Origin of the sequence: Thermoanaerobacterium sp. RBIITD, from assembly GCF_900205865.1 — a bacterium.
In the GTDB taxonomy this organism is placed as follows: domain Bacteria; phylum Bacillota; class Thermoanaerobacteria; order Thermoanaerobacterales; family Thermoanaerobacteraceae; genus Thermoanaerobacterium.
Genome location: NZ_LT906662.1, coordinates 1602673 through 1623914, shown reverse-complemented (window position 1 = coordinate 1623914; position 21242 = coordinate 1602673). Strand labels below are relative to the sequence as shown.

The following is a 21242-nucleotide window of genomic DNA, read 5'->3' as shown; positions in this document are numbered from 1 at the left end:
GTAGAGGATTAAACTTTATACATATGTCCTAAAACTTTTATATGGTCTATATTGGGGTCTTCTGTTCCTTGTAGTTGGCAATGTTGTTCTTTAAGCATTTTAACTCTATCGATGAGGTCTTTTGTTATCTTTTCACCTGGACATACCATAGGTATACCAGGTGGATATGCCATTATCATCTCCGCACTTATTTCACCAGCTGCCATGTCTAATGGAACAGACCTATTTCTGCCATAGTAGGCATCCCGTGGTGCTACAATTACTTCAGGCCTTACTATACTTCCCGTTATTATTTCATTAGTACCTTCCTTTTCTTGTAAAAGCTCATTTAAAGATTTTACCAAATAGTCAATAGCCTCTATATCATCACCAAGGCTTATAATAGCCATAATATTGCTTAAATCAGCCATTTCCAATTGAACATGATATTCGGTTCTTAAAAGCCTCATTATCTCATACCCTGTCATACCTGTTCTGCTTATATTTATAACTAGTTTTGTAGGATCAAATAAAAAGGGTTCTTTTATGTCATCTTGAGTAATTGCCCTTATACCTTTTATTTTATTTATTTCTTCTCTTGCATGTTTAGAAAGATATATGACTTTATCAAGCATCTCTTTACCTTTTGTAGCCAGCTGTTTCCTTGCTGCATCCAATGATGCCATAAGGACATATGAGGCAGATGTCGATTGCGTCAAATTCAAAATTGATTTTATTATAAGCGGTTCAACTCTATTTCCCTTTGATATAAGTAGTGAGCTTTGTGTTAGTGAGCCCCCTGTTTTATGTATGCTCATAGCCGATATATCAGCGCCGAGCTTGATACCTCCCGGTGGCATATTGGGATGAAAATAAAAATGGCTGCCATGGGCTTCATCGCATAAGACAGCCATATTGTAGCTATGGGCTAACTCGATTATTTCCTTAAGCTCTGATGTAATACCGTAATATGTAGGATTCAACATAAGAACAGCTTTTGCATCAGGATTTGTTATGATTGCATCTTTTACCTGTTCAGCTTTTATCCCCAGTGCTATGTCAAGCTCTTCATTTATCTCAGGATAAATATATACAGGTACGACTCCTGCTAATATAAGTGCCGAAAAAGCTGACTTGTGTGCATTCCTTGGCATTATAATTTTATCCCCCGGCTCTGTTGCAGCCATTATCATTGCCTGTATACCTGATGTAGTACCATTTATGAGAAAATAAGCATAATCTGCATCAAAAGCCTGTGCCGCGAGTTCATGTGCATCTTTTATAACTCCAATCGGATTTGCCAGATTGTCAAGGTCCTCCATACTATTGACATCTATATTCATAATAGCTTTTCCAACATATTCGGTAAACTCTTCGAGGCCCTTTCCATGTTTATGCCCTGGAACATGAAATGCATATACATTTTCATCTACATATTTTTTAAGCGCCTCAAATAAAGGCGCATTATTTTGGCTTAATTTTGTCATATATCTTACATTCCTTTCTGAATATTGAAGCAAAACATTTTTTATTTAAATGCCATGCGCAAGTCTTTATAATATTTCTCAAATACTTCAACAATTTTAAATTTAACTGGTGGTTTACTTGTTTCTATCATTGATAACTCATCCTCTGATAAGTATTGCTTTAATTCCTCTTTAGTCTCATCACTTGATAAACCATGTGTTATATCGACGAAGCACAAAGGCGGAAACATCACACACCACCAATTTTTGCCATCGCCATTACCTATCACTATTCTAAGAGCATTGTAATTACCTGCTGGAAGAGTAATGGTTCCATAATACTTTGTTGGAAAGTCAAAGCGACCATATATTGCATTTACTTCATATCTTTTGCCGTTTGAATAAACGGTATCCTGTGCAATCTTTTGTATCTCATGAAGGTTTTCCTTAATAATCTTCTCGGATTGCTTTAAATCTTTTATTCCAATAAATTTTGAGCTCATCTTCTTTATTACGGCATCTCTAACTCTTAGTTTTAAATTTTGATCATCTGGCGAATCGCTATTTGCAATAACATGAAATCTTATTAATTTGTTTGATATGTCCTCTTTCATAGCATATGTATCCCGTGGCTTTTGAATAATGTATAAAAATGCTAAAATAGTAATAAGTGTGATAGCTATTATTTTTTTCATTCACTATATCCCCCAATTAATTTTAATCCGGTATACCGGTTATGCCGGTATACTCTTACAATCTCAATTATTAACAAATAAGAAGTAAAATATACAATTAAAATCATTTGTAAAGGCCAATTCTTCTGATATGGGTAGAAACCGTTGCCCTAACTTCTACTTCAGGAAATTTATCTTTCCAGGTAGGTCCAATCTTTTCCCATAATCCAGGATTATATTTTTCAATATAGTCACCGACACCGATCATATCTACCTTTAAATCTTTTTGAAATCTACTCAATGCCTTATTTATCATACCTTCTATAGTATTATTTGCTTTATTCTCCATTGTTTTTAAAATATTTGTATTAAACATCACACCATGTTTTAGAAAACTGTATTCGGTAACATCACCTTCGACATCAAATTTAATCTTATATACGATTTTCCCGTTTTCCTCAGCAACTTGTCTTCTCATAATTGTATTTGTTATATTGAAGGGAACTTTAACAGTTCCGCCATCTGTTGGCATTTCAAAAGCTACATCACCACCTTTTACAAGATTCATAAGCCACATATAACCCATATTCTCTTCATCAGAAAGCCAGCCAGCAAGCTTATAATCTTTTATAATTGCGGAACCCGCTATTTTTAATTCATCTTTTCCTGATGTTATTTTAGGAATTACAGCATTGCCGTTCGTATCATGTAATGACTTTGTAACTTTATTGTAGTCGATATTGGGAAATATAGATGTCCTATTGTATTGCTTGAAGATATTGTCTATATAAACACCTACATCAGGATCAAATTTATAATTCTTCAATAATATATCTTGTGCTTTCCCAGAAGTTACCAAAATGTGAAGCTTTCGGCTTAGTTCATAACTTCTATCAAGGGTGTCAAGTATCTCTAAAAATTTGTTCTTATCACTTACAACATCTTTACCCAATATAATCGCTTTCGTGTGTCCGAGAAACAAACGTTTATTAAGCCTCGTACTGATATGGCGGGATGCAGAAAATACTGTATCACCAATTTCGGAAATTGAGAAGTTTGGTTTGCCTCCACCGCCACCTCCGCCTCCAGCACCACTTGTTGCCTGCTTGACATTTGGAAATTGAAATGTTACAAGATAATTTTTTGATTTATTCGTCGAATCTATCCCTATAGCCATTGCAAAAGCTCTATCTTCTATCTCAACTTTATCCCAACACCCAGTAAGTATTGAAATTATCAATATTAACAAAAATATAATCTTAATTTTTTTCATCGTCTTTCACCCCTATGCCTTTTATTTTAAGTATTAAAAACATCAAAATCGGCAGCAGTATAATAAAAAACAATGTCAGAAATTCAGCAGCATATGTGGCATATCTATATACTTTGACGATTGAATCTGGTATAAGTGACATTAAATAGATAATTGGTATCAATGGCACTACTAAATAAGTATGTTCCCGTGCTTTAATTAGCTTTGAAAGGCTCAATGCAGCAGTATAATGAAAAGATGATATCGATGTAAAAACGGCAAATGTCCATATACCCATTATTAGACTTTCAAGGTTCTCAATAAAGAAGCCTGGAAAATTAATTGACTTAATTACTGTCAGCAATGGCCACAATTGTACTCTTGTCTCTTTGTAACCAAATATACCTATCGTATAGAATGTAATGTAAATATAAAAAAATATTATTGAAAAAAGCGATACATTTATACATCTTTTTAATTTTTCGCCTTTCATTATGTAAGGGAAAATGACATACAAGATTTCAAACCCTGAATAACTATATGTTGTTGACAAGATTCCTCTAAGCAATTTAAGTGGAGATGTTCTCAATATCGGCAAAAAATTGCTTAAGTCCAAATCTACTATCGCCGGAAGAAATATTATCAACAGTGGTACAACCATAACTGGAAAGAGAATTTCTGACATCCTTGCTATAGGCTCAATTCCATATCTTACTATATATCCTGATGTAAATAAAAGGGTTATCATTATTATTTCAATTGGTGTGTTATTTAAAAGATATGATTTTGATACCTCTGCAAAAATTCTGAGATTCAAGCTGCAGAATATCAGAAAATATGCGATTAGCCCTATGTTTAAGATGATGGAAAATGGTTTTGTAAGTATCTTTGCAGAGTATTCTACAAAAGTCTCAGTTGGAAATTTTGATGCTATATGTCCGATTATTCTCGCAAATACTAATGCTAGAATCCCACCAAGTAAAACAACAATAAGACTATCAGGACCTGCTTCTTTTGCGACATCAGATGGCAAACTTAAGATACCAGCACCGAGTATAGTCGTAAAAATAAGTATAGTTGTTTGATTTTCTGATATTTTATCATTGTTTTTTATCATTGTTGTCTCTCCTGTCTTCTTCAACGCTTTCGATCTTTTCTTCTCTCATATCCTTAAGCTTCTTTTTGTCTTGTGTCTCTAAACTTGCTGGTCTTTTTTTGAATACCATCAAAGGAGCCCTAATTAATGTATCAGCAAAATCGCTTATGTTTACTTCTACAAATGGTGATAGGTATGGTTCTCCAAAACTCTTTAATACCACAAGATGTGTCAACATAAGTATAAATCCCAGCATTATACCATATAGACCTAAAATTGCTGCTAATATCATGAAAATAAATCTTAGCATTCTAAATGCTATTGCAGCACTATAACTCGGTATCGAAAATGATGCTACCGCTGTTACAGCAACAACTATAACCATAAGAGGGCTTACAATACCTGCCATTACTGCCGCTTGGCCTATGATTAGGCCGCCAACTATGCCGATAGTCTGTCCTATCGGAACAGGAAGCCTTATGCCAGCTTCTCTTAACAATTCAAATGTTGCCTCCATAATAAGGGCCTCCATAAAAGCCGGAAATGGAACTCCCTGTCTCGTTGCAGCTATGTATAGAGCCAATTTTGTTGGTATCATACCAGGATGATATGATGTAAATGCAACATAAATAGAAGGTGCAGTAAGTGCAATAAGAGCCGCTGTAAATCTTAATATTCTAAGCAGTGATGCTATCATCCATCTTTCAAAATAATCTTCTGGTGATTGGAAAAGTGTAGCCAATGTTGTAGGAATGATAAGTGCAAAGGGAGAATTGTCTACGAGAATGGCTATCCTTCCTTCCAAAACCGATGCTGCAACTTTATCAGGCCTTTCTGTATTAAGCATCTGTGGAAATGGCGAATGCCAATCCTCTTCTATTAACTGCTCTATATAACCACTCTCTAAAACTCCATCAATGTCTATATTTTCAAGCCTCTTTTTTATCACATTTAAAAGGTCCTTATTTACAATGTCATCTATGTATAAAATAGCTATATCTGTTTTTGACCTTTTACCTATCTGCATCTGTTTTATTTTAAACTTAGGGTCTCTTATCCACCTCCTGACAAGTGCAGTATTAACCCTTATTGTTTCTGTAAAACCTTCTCTAGAGCCTCTAACAACCATTTCTGTCTCAGGTGGTGCAACAGACCGCATCTGCCAACCTTTGCTTGATATAATAACTATCTTGGAATATCCATCAAAAAAGAGAGCCGTATCACCTGATAGCACAGATGTTATACATTTATCAAGGTCATCTATTTCTTTTATATCACCGCCAGTTATCGTGGCTTTTTTTATTACTTCATATATATTCTTTTTTATTTCTTCAACTGATGGATTTGCTTGTCTTGCACCAAGCAGCAACGAATGCATAACATGATCGTTAATAAGACTTTTGTCTACAAGACCATCGACAAAAACAAGCCCCAATTTATACTGAAATTCGTCACCAACCCAGATGTCTCTGTAAATTACGTCATCACAGTCTTTAAGCATATCCTTTATGTATTTTATATTTTCATCAATGTTCTTCTTAGCTTTAGCACTTTCTGAATTTGTGCTTTCATAACTACCCTTTTTATTTTTATTTCCTTTATTATTAAATAATCTATTAAATAGTCCCAAACTAATGAGCACTCCTTTCAAATTATGTCAAAAATAACTCAGAATCATAAATATGCATAGTATTATTAAAATTTAAATCCAATAAAACACAATTGTAAAATCAAACAGGAGATATTCTATAGAAAATATATGCTAATGCATCGATTATAAGATATGCAATGCCGATAATTCTACATATCTTTGAATCCTGTTGAAGTCCTTTTCTGTCTAAAAAATTCGGTTCAAATATTGATTCATAAACTCCAACAATTAACAATGTTACAAATAAATATGTTTTAAATACCTGCTTAATTAAAATAATAAAATTCATTAATATCACCTTTTTTAATTATCTGCAGAATATAAAATTATATACAAAAAAAATAGGCTTAACGCCTATTTATTAAGCTATAAATTTATTTGCCATCTCAACATCCTCATCCTTGTCAATGTCATTTCCTATCTCGGGATACCTCGATATAATAGCTTTTGCCTTAATATTAAAAAGCTCCGAAACCTTACCCTCTAATTGATCTATTGTTACTCTTCCAAATGCGAAAAGTATCAATATCTTTAATCCCAAAAGCCGTCCTAACTTCCATGGCTTTTTTCTGTATGAAATAAATTGATTTGCCGCATTTATGCATGAATCGATAATAGCGGGATTTATATAGAAGATGTTTCCCCCTGTAAATGTGCCTTCTCTTATTCTCGCGTAAGTCCTTTTGGCACCGGGAAACTTCCTTTCATTATCCTCTCTTTTTACGATGGGATAACATAGGTCCGCATCTTTTGATTCAGATTGTTCTATAAAATCTATAACAGCATCTTTTGTCAGCATCGGTATATCACAAGTCAATATTAATACTCTTTTATCGTTTTTAAATGGCTCAATACCTTTTATTACATTTTCTACTATAGATGAACCTTGATCTATAATTAAATCTATATCATCAAGGTGATTAAGCTTATTCCTATCTCCGACAACTGCGATTTTGTCTATTTTTCCTGATTGCCTTAATGCATCTATCACATATGTTATCATATATTTTCCTTTAATTTTTATTAGTGCCTTATCAGGAAGTTTCTCTTCACCGGTACTTCCGGCTAATATTATAGCATTCATAGTATAATTCACTCTCCATCGCTGAAATACTTCATATCCTTAATCAAATCGCTCTGAAAGTTCTGAATGTGCTTTTCAGCCCACTTTTGCGCATTCTCAGAGCTACGGGATTCCAATGACTCAAGTATCTTTTTATGCTCCTGATACAACTTTTTTGACTTTTTATAATCATTAATATATTTTACCCTAAATCTATGAACATGTTCCTGTAAATTGTTCATTATTTGTACCAATTTTTCATTTCTTGATGCATTAAAAATACAATCGTGAAACTCCTGATCATACTTCACCATTTTATCTGCATTGTTTTCTTCAACGCCTTCACAAAATTTAGCAAGGATTTCCTTTAATGACTTAAGTTCATCGTCAGTAATCCTGTCTGCAGCTAATGACGCTGCGAGCCCTTCAAGAGACTTTCTAATTTCAAAAACATTTAAAAGGTCCTTCGTGCTTAAGTCTGATACATATGCGCCTTTTCTCGGCACCATAACAACAAGGCCATCTAGCTCCAGTTTTCTTATAGCCTCTCTAACGGGTGTCCTGCTTACTCCAAGTTTTTCTGCAAGCTGTACCTCCATAAGCCTTTCACCTGGTTTAAACTCTCCTGTTATTATGGCATTTTTCATATAATCAAAGACTATGTCCCGTAGCGGCTTGTAATTTTCTAATGGCAGATAATTATTCATACAACTCTATCCCCTTATCAATAGTATTAGCTATATATGTAAAAAAACCCTCTTTAATAAATGCATTAAATGCCCTTTCCAATGCTAAATCGTCATCAAAAATGCCAAATACTGTAGGTCCACTTCCACTCATAAGAGAGCCAATGGCACCCCTTTTAATCATCGATTTTTTTATATCTCTAATTATCGGATGCATATTTGTTGTAACACGCTCCAAGTCATTACCTAACCTATTAGCTATATTTATTATATTATGACTATTAATTGCATCAACCATCTTCATTGTATAATTGTTACCTATAAATTCAAGTTTATCATACAATCTATATACATCTTTTGTTGGCACAGATATAGAAGGTTTTACAAGAAGTATTTTTAAATATGGCGTCTTTATGTTCATAAGTATATCACCAATACCACCAGCTACCTTAGTTCCACCATCTATGCAAAAAGGAACATCAGCTCCTAATAGCAAAGCTAATTTTTTAAGAATATCCACATCTATTTTAAGATTCCAAAGCTTATTTAGTGCTATCAAAGTAGCAGCTGCGTTAGAGCTTCCACCTGCAAGTCCTGCGGCGATAGGAATATTTTTAGTAAGCTTTATCAATGCTCCACATCCGCCATATTCTTTTTTTAATAATTTTGCAGCTTTAATTATTAAATTGTTTTCATCCAATGGTACTTCTTTGTTATTACATAACAATATAAGTTCATCATTCAATTCAAATTCAAGAATATCACATAAATCTATCGATTGTAAAACCATGTCAACATAATGATATCCATCATCTCTTTTGCCTTTTACATCAAGTGCAAGATTAATCTTTGCAAATGACTTTGCCTTTAGTCTTTCCATAATTTTTTCACATCCAAAAAAAATTCACACTATATTATATATTATACATTATACACGAAAATCCTTCTACAATTAAAAAGTTTATTAAGATAATCCCTCCGGGAACAAATTTTAAGAAACTTTTTGTTTTCATTTTGTAAAAAGAAAAAAATGGTATACTTTACTTTCTTAAGTGAAATAAAATAGATTAAAAAAATGCGCATCTATGTGCGCATTTTAAACTTTATTTGGTATTATAAGTTTTGTACCTGCCAGCACTCGTTCATCCTTCAGTTCATTAACATTTATAATATCTTCTTTTGAGGTCCTATACCTTTTTGCAATATCCCATAGATCATCATCTTTTTGTACCATATAAATTGTTATGCTGTGCTTATTTCCCTCAGACCTTGTATCATCGCTTTCCTTTACATCTATCATTACATTAAATTTGGCGACATTAAATACATCTACCATTGTATCAACAACAAATTTAATCTCTGCTTCTTTCATAGCCATAATGTCATATGATATATGAGTAATTTTTACATCAACATAAAGCTCGCCACTATTTATGGTCACATCTACAAAAGTCTTAAATGGCAATTCACCTTTTGTTGACATAACATTATCGTCATCACTTACATAAAGTATATTATAATCGATTATTCCCTCTAAAAGCACTTTGCCGTCACTTAGACTGTAATCTGTCAAAACCGGATATGCTATAACGTCCACGATTTTTTTTACGTTATTTTTGAATTCGACACTTTCTTTAAATATCGCTTGTGATTTATATCTATCTAAACTGTCTACAGCTTCAATCTCCTCTTTTACAGGTTCTATGTTTCTGGATATACCATATATGTCAACAGGGATTTCAGTCTCATCATGTTCTGTAACAGCCGCTTCGGTTTTAAGTACAAGCTCAACATCAATAACCCTATTCTCTCCGTTCTCATCAGGTGAAATTGTTATGTTTTGCTCTGTTATTTCTTCATATGTTTTTGCATTCATATAACTCAGTGCATCCGGTATCTCTATGAAATTTGCATAATTCAAATCGCATTCTTCATATCCAAAATCATTTTTTGGTTCACCTTCATAGACTATATGCGCATGAACACTCCCTTGAATAACAACGCGATTATCTGTAATCTTCGGTTCTTCTGGTTTAATTAATATATCAGTTTTTAATATCTTAGAAATTTTTGGTGCTCCATCAGGTATTTTCACCTGTTCTTTCAAAAATGTCTCAGCACTATTTTGTCCAACGGTCTTTACAAATTTCACTGATTTTCTCAGATATTCTATGTCATTATTGTCTTGAATGCCAACAACTACATCCTTTTTGTCTCTTTCAAATGCTCTTCCAGACACATTTAAAATTATTTTGACGTTCATTTTTCTGCTATTAATCAAGGAAAAGTCAACATGTTCCACTCTCGCATTAACAAATGCCATACACTTAGGATTTGCCCCTTCAATTTCGAGAAAATGTGTAAAATCAATAGATTTATCAATTTTCGCAAGCTTTTTTTCTTTATCTGCCGCATATAAGATATTAAGCCTTAACTCTCCGTCAACCTGGGCTTTCCCATCACTTGATGTTATTCCATTTACTATGACTTTGGCATCAACTGCAGTTATATTTAATACATCAGGCATATCCTCAGGCACTATAATGTCATTTTCAACAAGCGCCTGGCTGTCTTCTCCGCCTAAAAATCTGTCATAACTTATCGTATTTGTTAAAATACCTTGAGCCATATTTTAACCTCCTTTATATTAGAAATTCATGATATTCTACTGAATTAAAAATCCACTTTTTTAATGACATGAATATCTAATATAATAATATAATGGGAAGGGTTAAAATATGCTAAAAAAACAAAAGGCCGATAAATAATCGGTCTTTTGTCACATGCACTGTATTTCTTTTTCATCTTTCATCAAAGTAAGTTCAACTGTATCTGTTAAAATGTCTGAATAACTATAAGAGACCCTGCGGGTTGCTCCCTGTCCATCTATAACTATAATAAAAATACTCGGATATGTCTTCTCTAAAAATCCTTCACGGATTATTGTCTTTTTTCTACCACCATTGGTTTTTAGCCGGACTCTCGCTCCAACATGGTCATCCAGCTTCTTCTTAATCTCATGTAGGGCTAATCTATCGGCCAACTTCATCACTCCTTAAAGCATTCTGAAAATATTATAACACATTTTTCATTCATTGTCAAATAAATAAAATATTATACCAGTGAAAAAGTTATTTGTCAATAAGATATTTGCCAAGTAAAAATGCAAATTACTTTGTCATAGTAAGATTTTTAAGTATTATTACGAAAAAAACAAATGGCGAGCCTTTAAAGACTCGCTTTTAGTATTTTGCTTTCGGCGCTCCATATCTAAATTTACCCATTGTTTGAAGACCACCAATCCCAGGAGATCCAGTTATAGTATTTTCAATGAGGTCTTCTATTTTGACTATTTCATTAATATGGGAGTATGCAACTTTCTCACATACCAAAACTGGATCAAGGCAATGTATCAAAACTCGCTCAGGTGAACTTGCATAGTTAGCACCTGCGGCAATTATCGCTTCATAATTTGATTGACAGGCGCCCGCAAAAACAACCAAATCATCTAGTGAAGGTTCATATTTTCTGGCATTTTTTACAGCATCAATAAAATACTTCGAATTTCTGTAATTATTTAAATCTGAATAATTCCTACTGTTTTTTACGCCATCATGTCCTGTCAATACAAGTATATCAGGTCTATATTTATTAAGAAGGTCTAAAACCTTATCTGGCTGATCTTCCTCATCAACAATTTCACCATGTGCCTCAATATTCGCCTTTTTATATGCATCAAGGCAAATATTTAAATATCCTTCATCGCCATCAATATGAAGAACCGTTCCGGGTTTGCCATATGGCTCACTTCGGTTTGACCGCATCATCCCCCGTCTTTTTAAGTCTTTTGACTCTGCAATTTTTTTTATAAGGTAGTTTGCCTTTTTTTGATATGGTTCATCATATTCATTAATTCTGGACATCGATGCTGGCATAAGGTCATCTTCAGGCGCATCGGCAACTATCCTCATGGTAATACCATGTAGAAGATAATGCTTTACGCCCCTATTTTCAATAACATCTATAACTTTAAACAGTATGTCAAAGCCATGTGATTTCCTAACAACAATATCATTAATCTTAAATGGCATTAATATCCCCCCACAACATTATAGTCATATCTTATATACTATAATATGCAGGGTTTTATATATATGTTATATATTTATTCTTCCATCTGCTTTCCTAAGAAAGTAGCTGCTGTCTCAGCTATTTTTGCCTCTACCTCTGTCAATACTACTCCGCTTTCACGGGTAAATATTATAACAGAACCTATTGTATCACCTCTTGAAATTATAGGAACAATCACTTGTGATACAGGCATAAATTCTTGACCATCAGCAATTGTTATAGCACCCTTTTCTTTGCCCTCACCAAGTACAACTGTTCTTTTCTCTTCCATGTATTTCTCCAACTCGGAACTAATAGGTTTCTCGATCAGCTCTTTTTTTGGCATTCCAGCAACAGCAATTACATTGTCGCCATCTGTAATGCAGACAGACTGCTTTGTCGACTGATATATACTATCAGCATATTCCTGTGCAAAATCTCCAAGTTCACTTATAGGAGAGTACTTCTTTAGGATTATCTCGCCTTCCCTGTCAGTAAATATCTCTAGCGGGTCACCTTCTCTTATCCTTAATGTCCTTCTTATTTCTTTTGGAATAACGACCCTACCGAGGTCATCTATTCTTCTAACTATTCCTGTTGCTTTCAATATATGTACCTCCATTCCATGAAATTTTAAGTTCAATGATTAGTATTTATGTATTACCATAATTTTATACATAAAAAAAAGACACTTTATGGTGTCTTTTTTAGTCTACGGTAACCTTTATATTTTGTGGAAATTTTTCAATCTTTGCAACCTTCTTAAGCTCGTTGTACTTATTATCAAAAACTTCTTTCTTCTTATTGTTTTCAAGATACGATATTATACTATTTTTTACGTCATTAAATGGTTTTATCGATGTTCCTTCTGATTTTATTATATGATACCCAAACTGTGTTTTGACAGGTTTTGATATCTCACCAGCTTTTAATGCAAAAACAGCTTGGTCAAATTCTGACACCATAGTACCTCTTGGAAACTCTCCTAAGTCACCACCTTTGTCCTTTGTTCCAGTATCTGTAGAATACTGTTTGGCGAGATCCGCAAAATTAGCGCCTTTTTGTAATTTGTCATAAACTTCATTAGCTGTCTTTTCATCCGCCACTAATATGTGACTTGCTTTAACAACTTCAAATTGGCTTTTATTATCATTATAATATTTCTCAGCATCGCTATCAGAAACTTTTACATTTTTTGTCCAATCACTAACAAGCTTATTTATTAGCAAATTGTTCTTAGCCATATCTTTTGTTACATTTTTATTTGATGTTTTTTCACTGTTATATTCATTATTAATTTCTTTATCTGTAACAGTTAACTTCTCTTTTTGTGCCTCTTTAAGTAATACTTTCTCCATTATTAGGTTATCCAAAACAGATTCTTTTACTGCGTCAATGAATTTTTTCCCATTGTAATCTTGATTCCAGACATCTTTATTATATTGAGGATTGCTCTTTATCTGATCTTTTACCTGATTAAAAGAATCCTGATATTCTTTTACAGTTATATTCTGCCCATCAACTTTTGCAACTATATTTTTGCTTGATGCACAAGATGTCAATGTGGTAAGTGCTAATGACAATACCAAAATCGTGCTAAGTTTTTTTAACTTCAAAACATTCATCCTCTCATAATATCAATATTATATACTTTCATTATATATCATATTCAATTAATCTGCAAACATTTAATTTTCCCCACAAGTCCAATTAATTCTTTCAAAATGCTCTCTTTTTTCATATATTTATATGTGAGATATGGTGGAAGCTGCCCTGAAAACATAAGACTACCTTTGTATTCCTTTATCAAATTATCAACTATTCCCATATTAATAGAGTTAGCATCTTTAAATTTTAGTATTATAGATGAGCCTTTTTCCGAAATTTCAGTGATATTTACACTTCTCGCCAATGCTTTAAGGTATGCTACATCTATAAGTGCTTCAACTGGTTTTGGATATTCCTTAAACCTGTCTATAAGCTCATCTATGATATCATCGACATCCTTTTTCGTTTCAATAGACGAAATCTTTTTATACATCTCAAGCCTTTGGTTTTCATCTTCTATATATTCCTGATCAATATATGCGCTTATCTTAATATCTATCGTCGTATTTGGCTTTTCTTCACTTATTTCACCTTTTAAATTCCTTATAGCCTCGTCGAGAAGCTTTAAATACATGTCATAGCCTATAGCATCTATATGTCCATGTTGTTCTGCTCCAAGGAGATTACCAGCACCCCTTATTTCAAGGTCCCTCATCGCAATTTTAAAACCTGAACCGAATTCGGTAAACTCTTTTATGGCTTCTAATCTTTTTTCAGCAACCTCGGTTATGACCTTGTCCTTTCTATAAGTGAAATAAGCATACGCTAATCTGTTCGACCTTCCGACCCTACCTCTTAATTGATATAGCTGCGAAAGCCCCATTCTGTCAGCATCACATACTATAATAGTATTGACATTTGGTATATCAAGACCTGTTTCAATAATAGTCGTACATACAAGCACATCGTAATCACCATTTAAAAACCCCATCATTATTTCCTCGAGCTGCCTTTCATCCATCTGTCCGTGTGCTACAACTACCTTTGCATCTGGTATCAATTCTTTAATAAGTGCCGCCATTTTATTAATCCCACTTATTCTATTGTATACAAAATACACTTGACCACCGCGGCCCATTTCCCTTAGTATTGCATCCCTTATCAATTCTTCATTAAATTCAACAACATATGTCTGAACAGGATATCTATCTTCTGGCGGGTTTTCAATGACGCTCATGTCCCTTATACCTATTAGTGACATGTGTAGCGTCCTTGGAATCGGTGTGGCTGACAATGACAGAACATCCACATTTTCTTTTAATCTTTTTATCTTCTCTTTGTGTGCAACACCAAATCTCTGCTCTTCATCTATTATCAAAAGCCCTAAATTTTTAAATTTAACATCATCCTGCAAAATTCTATGTGTTCCTACTAGGATGTCGATAATTCCTTCGTTAAGAGATTTTATTATTTCTGATTGTTCTCTGTGACTTCTAAATCTCGAAAGCATCTCGATCTTAACAGGAAAATCTTTAAAGCGCTGAATAAAATTCGTATAATGTTGCTCGGCTAATATTGTCGTAGGACATAAAAAAGCAACTTGTTTACCATCTGCTACGGCTTTAAATGCAGCCCTTAAAGCAACTTCTGTCTTACCATATCCAACATCACCACAAAGAAGCCTGTCCATAGGTTTTTCTTTTTCCATATCTTCCTTTATTTCTTGAATACATCTTAATTGGTCTTCTGTTTCTTCATATGGAAATCTCTCTTCGAAATCCTTTTGCCATGGCGTGTCTTTTGAAAAAGCATATCCCTTCATTGTCTGTCTTTTTGCATATAGTTTAATAAGATCCTTTGCAAGTTCTTCTACGGCTTTTTTAGCTTTTCTTTTTGCTCTTGCCCATTCATTACCACCAAGTTTATTAAGCTTAGGCGGTTTGTCCTCAGGACCTATATATTTTTGAATTAGATCTAACTGCTCAACAGGAATAAAAAGTTTATCACCACCTGCATAAATAATTTTAAGATAATCCTTTGTCACACCATCGACAGTTATTTTCTCTATCCCTTCATATTTACCAATTCCATAATTTACATGCACTATATATGAACCAACAGTAAGTTCAGTAAAATTCTTTATTCTATTGCCATTTTTTATTTTAAATGTCTTTCGAGGTTTTCTTGACTGCCCAAATATCTCAGCATCACTTATTAAAGCAAATTTCGCATCAACATATTCAAAGCCTTTGTTTACCGTCCCCGGATATATTAAAATATTTCCTTCCGGAATATCATAATCATCATCATCGATTATTGGAATCTCCATTCCATAGCTCATTAAAGAATTTTTTAGTATTTTTCCTCTTTCAATATTGCTGGATAACAGTATAACCTTGTAACCAGCTCTTTTATAATATTTTAAATCGTCAACTAACAATTCCAATTTGCCATGAAATGGATGCATTGACTTTGACACAAAATTAACAATACTTTTTGGTTCTATATTACTATCAGATTTTATAATGGTATTCATCAAAATTAGTGGCTTTTGTTTAAGTTTTTTTAATAATTCCTCATAATCGTATAGCAAGCCTGATTGCTCTGGCAAAACTTCTCCAGATACTAAAAGTGATTTAAAATTTTCGCTAAATTCTGTTAGGATATTTGTGGCTCTTTCTTTGACCCTAATATTTTCATCGAGAATAATAATTGCATCATCAAAATAATCAATTATAGAATATAATTTTTCATAAAAAAAATTGAGAAGTTCCCCTATATTTGATGTGTTTTTCGTCTCTTCTATATTCTCCATTATCTCATCAAATTTCTTTTTTAGTTTTTCTGCTCTACCGCTATGGCTCTCCTTTATTCTTGATATATATGAATTCAAACAGCTGCTCAAATTTTTCATACCCAATTTGATATTTTTATCTTCAAGGATAAATTCTCTTGCAGGAAATATCTCTATCACATCAGCATTATTTAATGACCTCTGTGTGAATACATCAAAGCTTCTAATTGAATCAATAACATCATCAAATAGCTCTATCCTGTATGCCTCCTCCATCATAGGTGAGAAGAAATCTATTATTCCGCCTCTTATGCTGAATTGTCCCTTGCCTTCTACCATTGGCACTCTTTCATATCCCATAGTAACTAATGATGAAGTAATCTCTTCTAAATCTACAGCATCGCCAATCTTATATGAAAAGCTGTATTTTCTAAATATATCTAATGGCATAATTTTATTCATTACAGCGTCTATTGATGCAACGAAAGCACCAGGCTTTTCATCAATGATATTTTTTATTGTCTTAAGCCTTCTTCCAATTAGGTCAAGGCTCGCCGCATCTACTTTATAAAAAAGAGCGTCTCTTGATGGAAATAAATATGCATCACCATGTAAAAAAGAGGTCATATCTTCGTAAAGCATCCTTGCCTCAACATCATCGTACGTTATAAATAATACTTTCTTATTAAATTCCTTTATAATATAATGAGCTACATGAGATTTTTGCGAATCTGTAAGACCATATATTAAAATTGGTACATTATCTTTCTCAATTGCCTCTTTTATATCTATAATCTCTTTTAAATTTTCTATGGGTTTTATAAACAACACTATCACCTCAACATAATCCTATTCCAGTACCCATGTATAAATGATGCAAAAATTACCGCAACATATATATTTATATAAGTTGTTATATAATATGTCATTAAACCAAATACCACATGGCTCATTATACTTAACATTGCCGCGCGAAAGTTTACTCTTTTAGATGCTGAAAAAAAATCATTCAATGCTTCTGTTATACCGAATACAGCATGTACACCTATTATACTGCCAGAAAAATACCCAATAATGGTTTTTGAAGACTCCTCTGCGAAAGGTACTCCATATATTATAGCCTTATCGCCATATTTATTTACTATAAACTTATTTAAAAAATAAGCCATGAAAGTACTTATTAGTCCACCTATAACCCACATGTACCATTGCCATTATATAAATTCATGGCATGTTCAACTCCATTCTCTATAATGTCAAGTACAGCATTTGAGGCATTTGATAAAGCACTATTTACAAGCTCCATATCGCTATCATTAAATCTTCCAAGGACATGTTTTATCATATCTCCATCAGGTTTTCCAATGCCAACGCGCACTCTTGGAAAGTCTTCACTATTTAAAAGATATATAATCGATTTCATGCCGTTATGTCCACCTGCACTGCCTTTCTTTCTAATTCTTATTTTACCAACATCAAGATCTTTATCATCATATACAACGATAAGATTTGAAAGAGGTACCTTATAAAAATTTATTATATCATATATTGCTTCACCACTTAAATTCATAAATGTTTGTGGCTTTTGCAATATAATCTTTTCACCTTTAAAGATTCCCTCACCAATTAATGACTTAAATTTAAGCTTTAGTACATCAATATTAAGTTTTGAAGCAAGATTATCTATTACATTAAAACCCATATTATGCCTTGTTCCTTCGTATTCTTTGCCTGGATTTCCAAGCCCTGCAATAATATACATAATAAAAAAACCTCCCGTCGTACTATTTTTAATTATATCATAAATCATTTTAAAAAAAAGATAAGGTATTTTTTACAATTAAAAAAGGCTCTTTACCAGCGGGAGGAATCTGGTAAAGAACCAATTGTACATTATTGTATACTATTGTGCATTAGCACTGCTCATAAGTTTTACCTTTGCACTAAGAGTTTTCCCATTTCTCCAGAAGGTGACATTTATCGTATCACCGACTTTATGCTTGTTCAATATTCCCTGTAAATCATCAAATGTTTTTATCTGTGTCCCATCTATTGATGTTATTATATCACCTGCTTGAAGTCCTGCATTATCTGCAGCACTTCCTTGTTGAACTTGTGCGATATATACTCCGACTGGTATATTGTATTGCTTTGAATCCTGTTGTGAAACTTCCTGTATGCTAACACCCATCATCGGTCTTTCAACATAACCATGTTTTATAAGCTGGTCTATTATTGGCTTTGCTTCATCAATTGGAATTGCAAACCCCATCCCTTCTACAGGTGTACCTTGACTCTGAAACATACCAAATGGATCCTGAACATCTGACCCACCTGTCGATGTTAACTTGACACTTGTTATGCCAACTACTTCACCTTTGCTATTTACAAGGGGTCCACCGCTGTTACCAGGGTTTATAGCCGCATCTGTTTGTATAAGTCTCACAGGGCCATAATCACTTTGAAGATTCCTATTTAAGCCACTTATTATTCCCGCTGTAACAGTTCCTGCAAAGCTTTCTCCAAGTGGATTTCCTATTGCAACAGCAAGCTCACCAACTTCAAGCTTTGATGAATCACCGAATTTAGCAACAGTTAAATTTGGCGCGTTTATCTTTAAGACTGCAAGGTCTGTCTTATCATCTTTGCCAACCAATTGAGCAGAGAATTTCCTACCATCGGAAAGGTTAACTGTAATTTTCGATGCACCATTTATTACATGATTATTTGTAACAATATATCCCTGTGAATCAAATATTATACCAGACCCACTACCTTGAGGTACAAGAGCGCTTCTATAACCATTTGAATATGATACGCTTGTATCAATACCGACAACGGCAGGGCTTACTATCTTTGCAATATTTGTTATAAGACTAAAATTATTATTATCAGATGACAATGGTAAGTATCTATTTATAATTTGCGGCTGTTGACCTACATTGTAATACCTCATCACACCAGCGACAGTTCCACCACCTGCTAAAGCAGCTATTAAAGCGACAGCAACAAAAGAAACAAACATTCTTCTTCTAAATCTTTTTACCATCTTTCCCAAGCTCTTTTTGTTGTTTCTAAACTCTACTCTTGGCATCTCATGGCTATCAGATACTCCCCCACTTTGATTATATGTTGCGGGAATTTCTGCTGTCTTGTCCATAGAATTTTCAAAGTCCTCATTTGAAGTAAATATTTCGTCATCATTTTTTATATCATCATTGTTTATGTTTTGATTTTGATTATTATTTAAATCCATATGATTCACTCTCCTTAATTATCTTTCATAATTACATTATAGAAGAGAATTTTTAATAAACTGTGAACACTTTGTAAATAATTTTTAAGAATTTATATTATTTTTAATTATAAATTAAAATGCAGCCCGAGGGGTGGCTCGGACTGCTATAATAAGGGAGGTCAAGGAGAGGCTTTTCTCTCTCTCAATTATTATTATATCTTTAATTTATGAATAAACTATGAACAAATTGTAAAAATTTTATTCTATGATTTAATTTTTTTCAGCTTTAATGTGAATGTAAAGGTCGTTCCATCCTCTTTGTTGCTTTTTACCCAAATGTCTTCGTTATGCTGGTTTATTATATTCTTTACGATATATAAGCCTAAACCAACACCATTGCTGCCGCTTCTTGACTTATCCGCTTTATAAAATCTATCCCATATATGTGGTATTTCATCATCTGGTATTATCTTGCCTTTGTTTTGTATCTTTATATACAGTTTATCTTTTGCTTTCTCTGTTAATACATGGATGTAACCTTCTATGTCCGAGAATTTAATCGCATTATCAATTAAATTTGTTAAAACCTGTTCTATTCTGTCCTTATCTGCCTCAACAATATTTTTTTCACTATCAAAGTCTACCTTTACCATTAATTTTTTATCATTTATGCGGGATTCCATCTTGATCAATGTTAGTCTTATCAACTCATTGACATCAAATTCTGAAATGGTTAAAGGAAATTCACCTGATTCCATCTTTGTAATATCTAGAAGCTCAGAAATAAGCCTCGCCATGCGCCGCGTTTCTTTTTGTGCTATCCCAAGGTAAAAATTCGCTTTATCCTGAGGTATTGTACCATCGACAACACCATCGATATATCCTTGAATTGTCGAAAGTGGCGAACGCAGTTCATGAGAAACATTTGCAACAAATTCCTTTCTCGCACTGTCTATTCTTCCTAGCTCACTTGACATGACATTAAATGATTTTGAAAGATCACCTATTTCATCATCATCAATGACATTTATCTTAGTCGAAAAATCCCCTTTTGCCATTTTCTTTGTAGCAAGGCTCATCTCTTTTAAAGGATCTGAAATTCTTTTAGATGTGTATGAAATTAATATAAATGCAACCAATATAGATGCTGATATGGCAATAATCATTATTAAAAATATATCCATCAATGTTTTTTGCATCTCAACAATGGGTGCATGCATAAATATTGCACCTTGAATCTTTCCATTTAGTACAAGTGGCAGTCCTACTGTCAATACCGGCTGTGTAAATCTTCCGCCAAAATAACCCCTTCTTACGATAGTCTCACCATGTAAAATATTTTTAATATCATCTTGACTTAACTTTACTCCTGTCCAGTTTTTTTCAAAGTTCCTCGATTGAATGTATATACGTCCGTCCGTACTGACGACCCAAATTGATGCATTTATAAATCTATCGACAACATTTAAATTCTGACTTAATCTATCAAGGTCTATATCACCTATTATATAATCATTCAATATAGTATTTATCTGCTTTCCTTCTTCAACCATTATTCTTTCTTTTTCTTGAAAATAGTAATTTTGAAACATTATATAAAATAATATAAACAGCATTACCATAGTTATAAAAATAATCGCTATATTAGTAAAAAGCAGCCTTCTAAAAAGCCTGTTTCTACCCAA

19 protein-coding genes are annotated in these 21242 nt (G+C 33.3%); all 19 read right to left on the bottom strand.

Annotated elements, in window-relative coordinates; genetic code table 11:
- Window positions 1-8: 8 nt before the first annotated feature.
- Window positions 9-1466 (bottom strand): aminotransferase class I/II-fold pyridoxal phosphate-dependent enzyme, encoded by a 1458-nt coding sequence (locus CPG45_RS07555; protein ID WP_096231333.1) that lies wholly within the window; start codon window positions 1464-1466, stop codon window positions 9-11.
- A 41-nt stretch (window positions 1467-1507) separates the two neighbouring features.
- Window positions 1508-2140, bottom strand: a complete 633-nt coding sequence (gene spoIIR / locus CPG45_RS07550; RefSeq protein WP_096231332.1) for a stage II sporulation protein R — start codon at window positions 2138-2140, stop codon at window positions 1508-1510.
- A gap of 103 nt (window positions 2141-2243) precedes the next feature.
- Window positions 2244-3392: a Ger(x)C family spore germination protein gene (locus tag CPG45_RS07545; protein ID WP_096231331.1), complete on the bottom strand. Its 1149-nt coding sequence runs from the start codon at window positions 3390-3392 to the stop codon at window positions 2244-2246.
- Window positions 3379-4488, bottom strand: coding sequence for a GerAB/ArcD/ProY family transporter (locus CPG45_RS07540; RefSeq protein WP_096231330.1), 1110 nt, complete (start codon window positions 4486-4488; stop codon window positions 3379-3381). The genes CPG45_RS07545 and CPG45_RS07540 overlap by 14 nt, the downstream gene beginning before the upstream one ends.
- Window positions 4472-6097 (bottom strand): spore germination protein, encoded by a 1626-nt coding sequence (locus tag CPG45_RS07535; RefSeq protein ID WP_096231329.1) that lies wholly within the window; start codon window positions 6095-6097, stop codon window positions 4472-4474. Before CPG45_RS07535 ends, CPG45_RS07540 begins: the two co-directional genes overlap by 17 nt.
- Before the next feature lie 100 nt (window positions 6098-6197).
- The gene (locus CPG45_RS07530; protein ID WP_096231328.1) at window positions 6198-6407 is read right to left on the bottom strand and encodes a CLC_0170 family protein; all 210 of its coding nucleotides are present in this window, start codon (window positions 6405-6407) and stop codon (window positions 6198-6200) included.
- Window positions 6408-6479: 72 nt separating this feature from the next.
- Window positions 6480-7202 carry a nucleotidyltransferase family protein gene (locus tag CPG45_RS07525; RefSeq protein ID WP_096231327.1) on the bottom strand — a complete coding sequence of 241 codons (723 nt, stop codon included), beginning with the start codon at window positions 7200-7202 and terminating at the stop codon, window positions 6480-6482.
- An 8-nt stretch (window positions 7203-7210) separates the two neighbouring features.
- Window positions 7211-7888, bottom strand: coding sequence for a GntR family transcriptional regulator (locus CPG45_RS07520; RefSeq protein WP_096231326.1), 678 nt, complete (start codon window positions 7886-7888; stop codon window positions 7211-7213).
- Window positions 7881-8747, bottom strand: a complete 867-nt coding sequence (ispE, locus tag CPG45_RS07515) for a 4-(cytidine 5'-diphospho)-2-C-methyl-D-erythritol kinase (RefSeq protein WP_096231325.1) — start codon at window positions 8745-8747, stop codon at window positions 7881-7883. The genes CPG45_RS07520 and ispE overlap by 8 nt, the downstream gene beginning before the upstream one ends.
- Window positions 8748-8963: 216 nt before the next feature.
- The gene (locus CPG45_RS07510) at window positions 8964-10496 is read right to left on the bottom strand and encodes a DUF3794 and LysM peptidoglycan-binding domain-containing protein (RefSeq protein ID WP_096231324.1); all 1533 of its coding nucleotides are present in this window, start codon (window positions 10494-10496) and stop codon (window positions 8964-8966) included.
- Between the two features lie 150 nt (window positions 10497-10646).
- Window positions 10647-10916 carry a Veg family protein gene (locus tag CPG45_RS07505; RefSeq protein ID WP_172856624.1) on the bottom strand — a complete coding sequence of 90 codons (270 nt, stop codon included), beginning with the start codon at window positions 10914-10916 and terminating at the stop codon, window positions 10647-10649.
- A 193-nt stretch (window positions 10917-11109) separates the two neighbouring features.
- Window positions 11110-11958 (bottom strand): sporulation peptidase YabG, encoded by an 849-nt coding sequence (gene yabG / locus CPG45_RS07500; protein WP_096231322.1) that lies wholly within the window; start codon window positions 11956-11958, stop codon window positions 11110-11112.
- Window positions 11959-12032: 74 nt separating this feature from the next.
- Window positions 12033-12584, bottom strand: coding sequence for a stage V sporulation protein T (gene spoVT, locus CPG45_RS07495; RefSeq protein ID WP_096231321.1), 552 nt, complete (start codon window positions 12582-12584; stop codon window positions 12033-12035).
- A 100-nt stretch (window positions 12585-12684) separates the two neighbouring features.
- A complete protein-coding gene (locus CPG45_RS07490) occupies window positions 12685-13593 on the bottom strand; it encodes a peptidylprolyl isomerase (RefSeq protein WP_231969049.1) in 909 nt (302 codons plus the stop codon).
- A gap of 53 nt (window positions 13594-13646) precedes the next feature.
- Entirely contained in the window at window positions 13647-17147 is a 3501-nt protein-coding gene (mfd, locus tag CPG45_RS07485; RefSeq protein WP_096233528.1) for a transcription-repair coupling factor, read from the bottom strand.
- A gap of 5 nt (window positions 17148-17152) precedes the next feature.
- Window positions 17153-17488, bottom strand: a complete 336-nt coding sequence (locus tag CPG45_RS07480; protein ID WP_231969048.1) for a hypothetical protein — start codon at window positions 17486-17488, stop codon at window positions 17153-17155.
- A gap of 20 nt (window positions 17489-17508) precedes the next feature.
- Window positions 17509-18081 carry an aminoacyl-tRNA hydrolase gene (gene pth / locus CPG45_RS07475; protein ID WP_096231318.1) on the bottom strand — a complete coding sequence of 191 codons (573 nt, stop codon included), beginning with the start codon at window positions 18079-18081 and terminating at the stop codon, window positions 17509-17511.
- Between the two features lie 141 nt (window positions 18082-18222).
- A complete protein-coding gene (locus CPG45_RS07470; RefSeq protein ID WP_096231317.1) occupies window positions 18223-19575 on the bottom strand; it encodes a S1C family serine protease in 1353 nt (450 codons plus the stop codon).
- Between the two features lie 245 nt (window positions 19576-19820).
- A complete protein-coding gene (locus CPG45_RS07465) occupies window positions 19821-21242 on the bottom strand; it encodes a sensor histidine kinase (protein ID WP_096231316.1) in 1422 nt (473 codons plus the stop codon).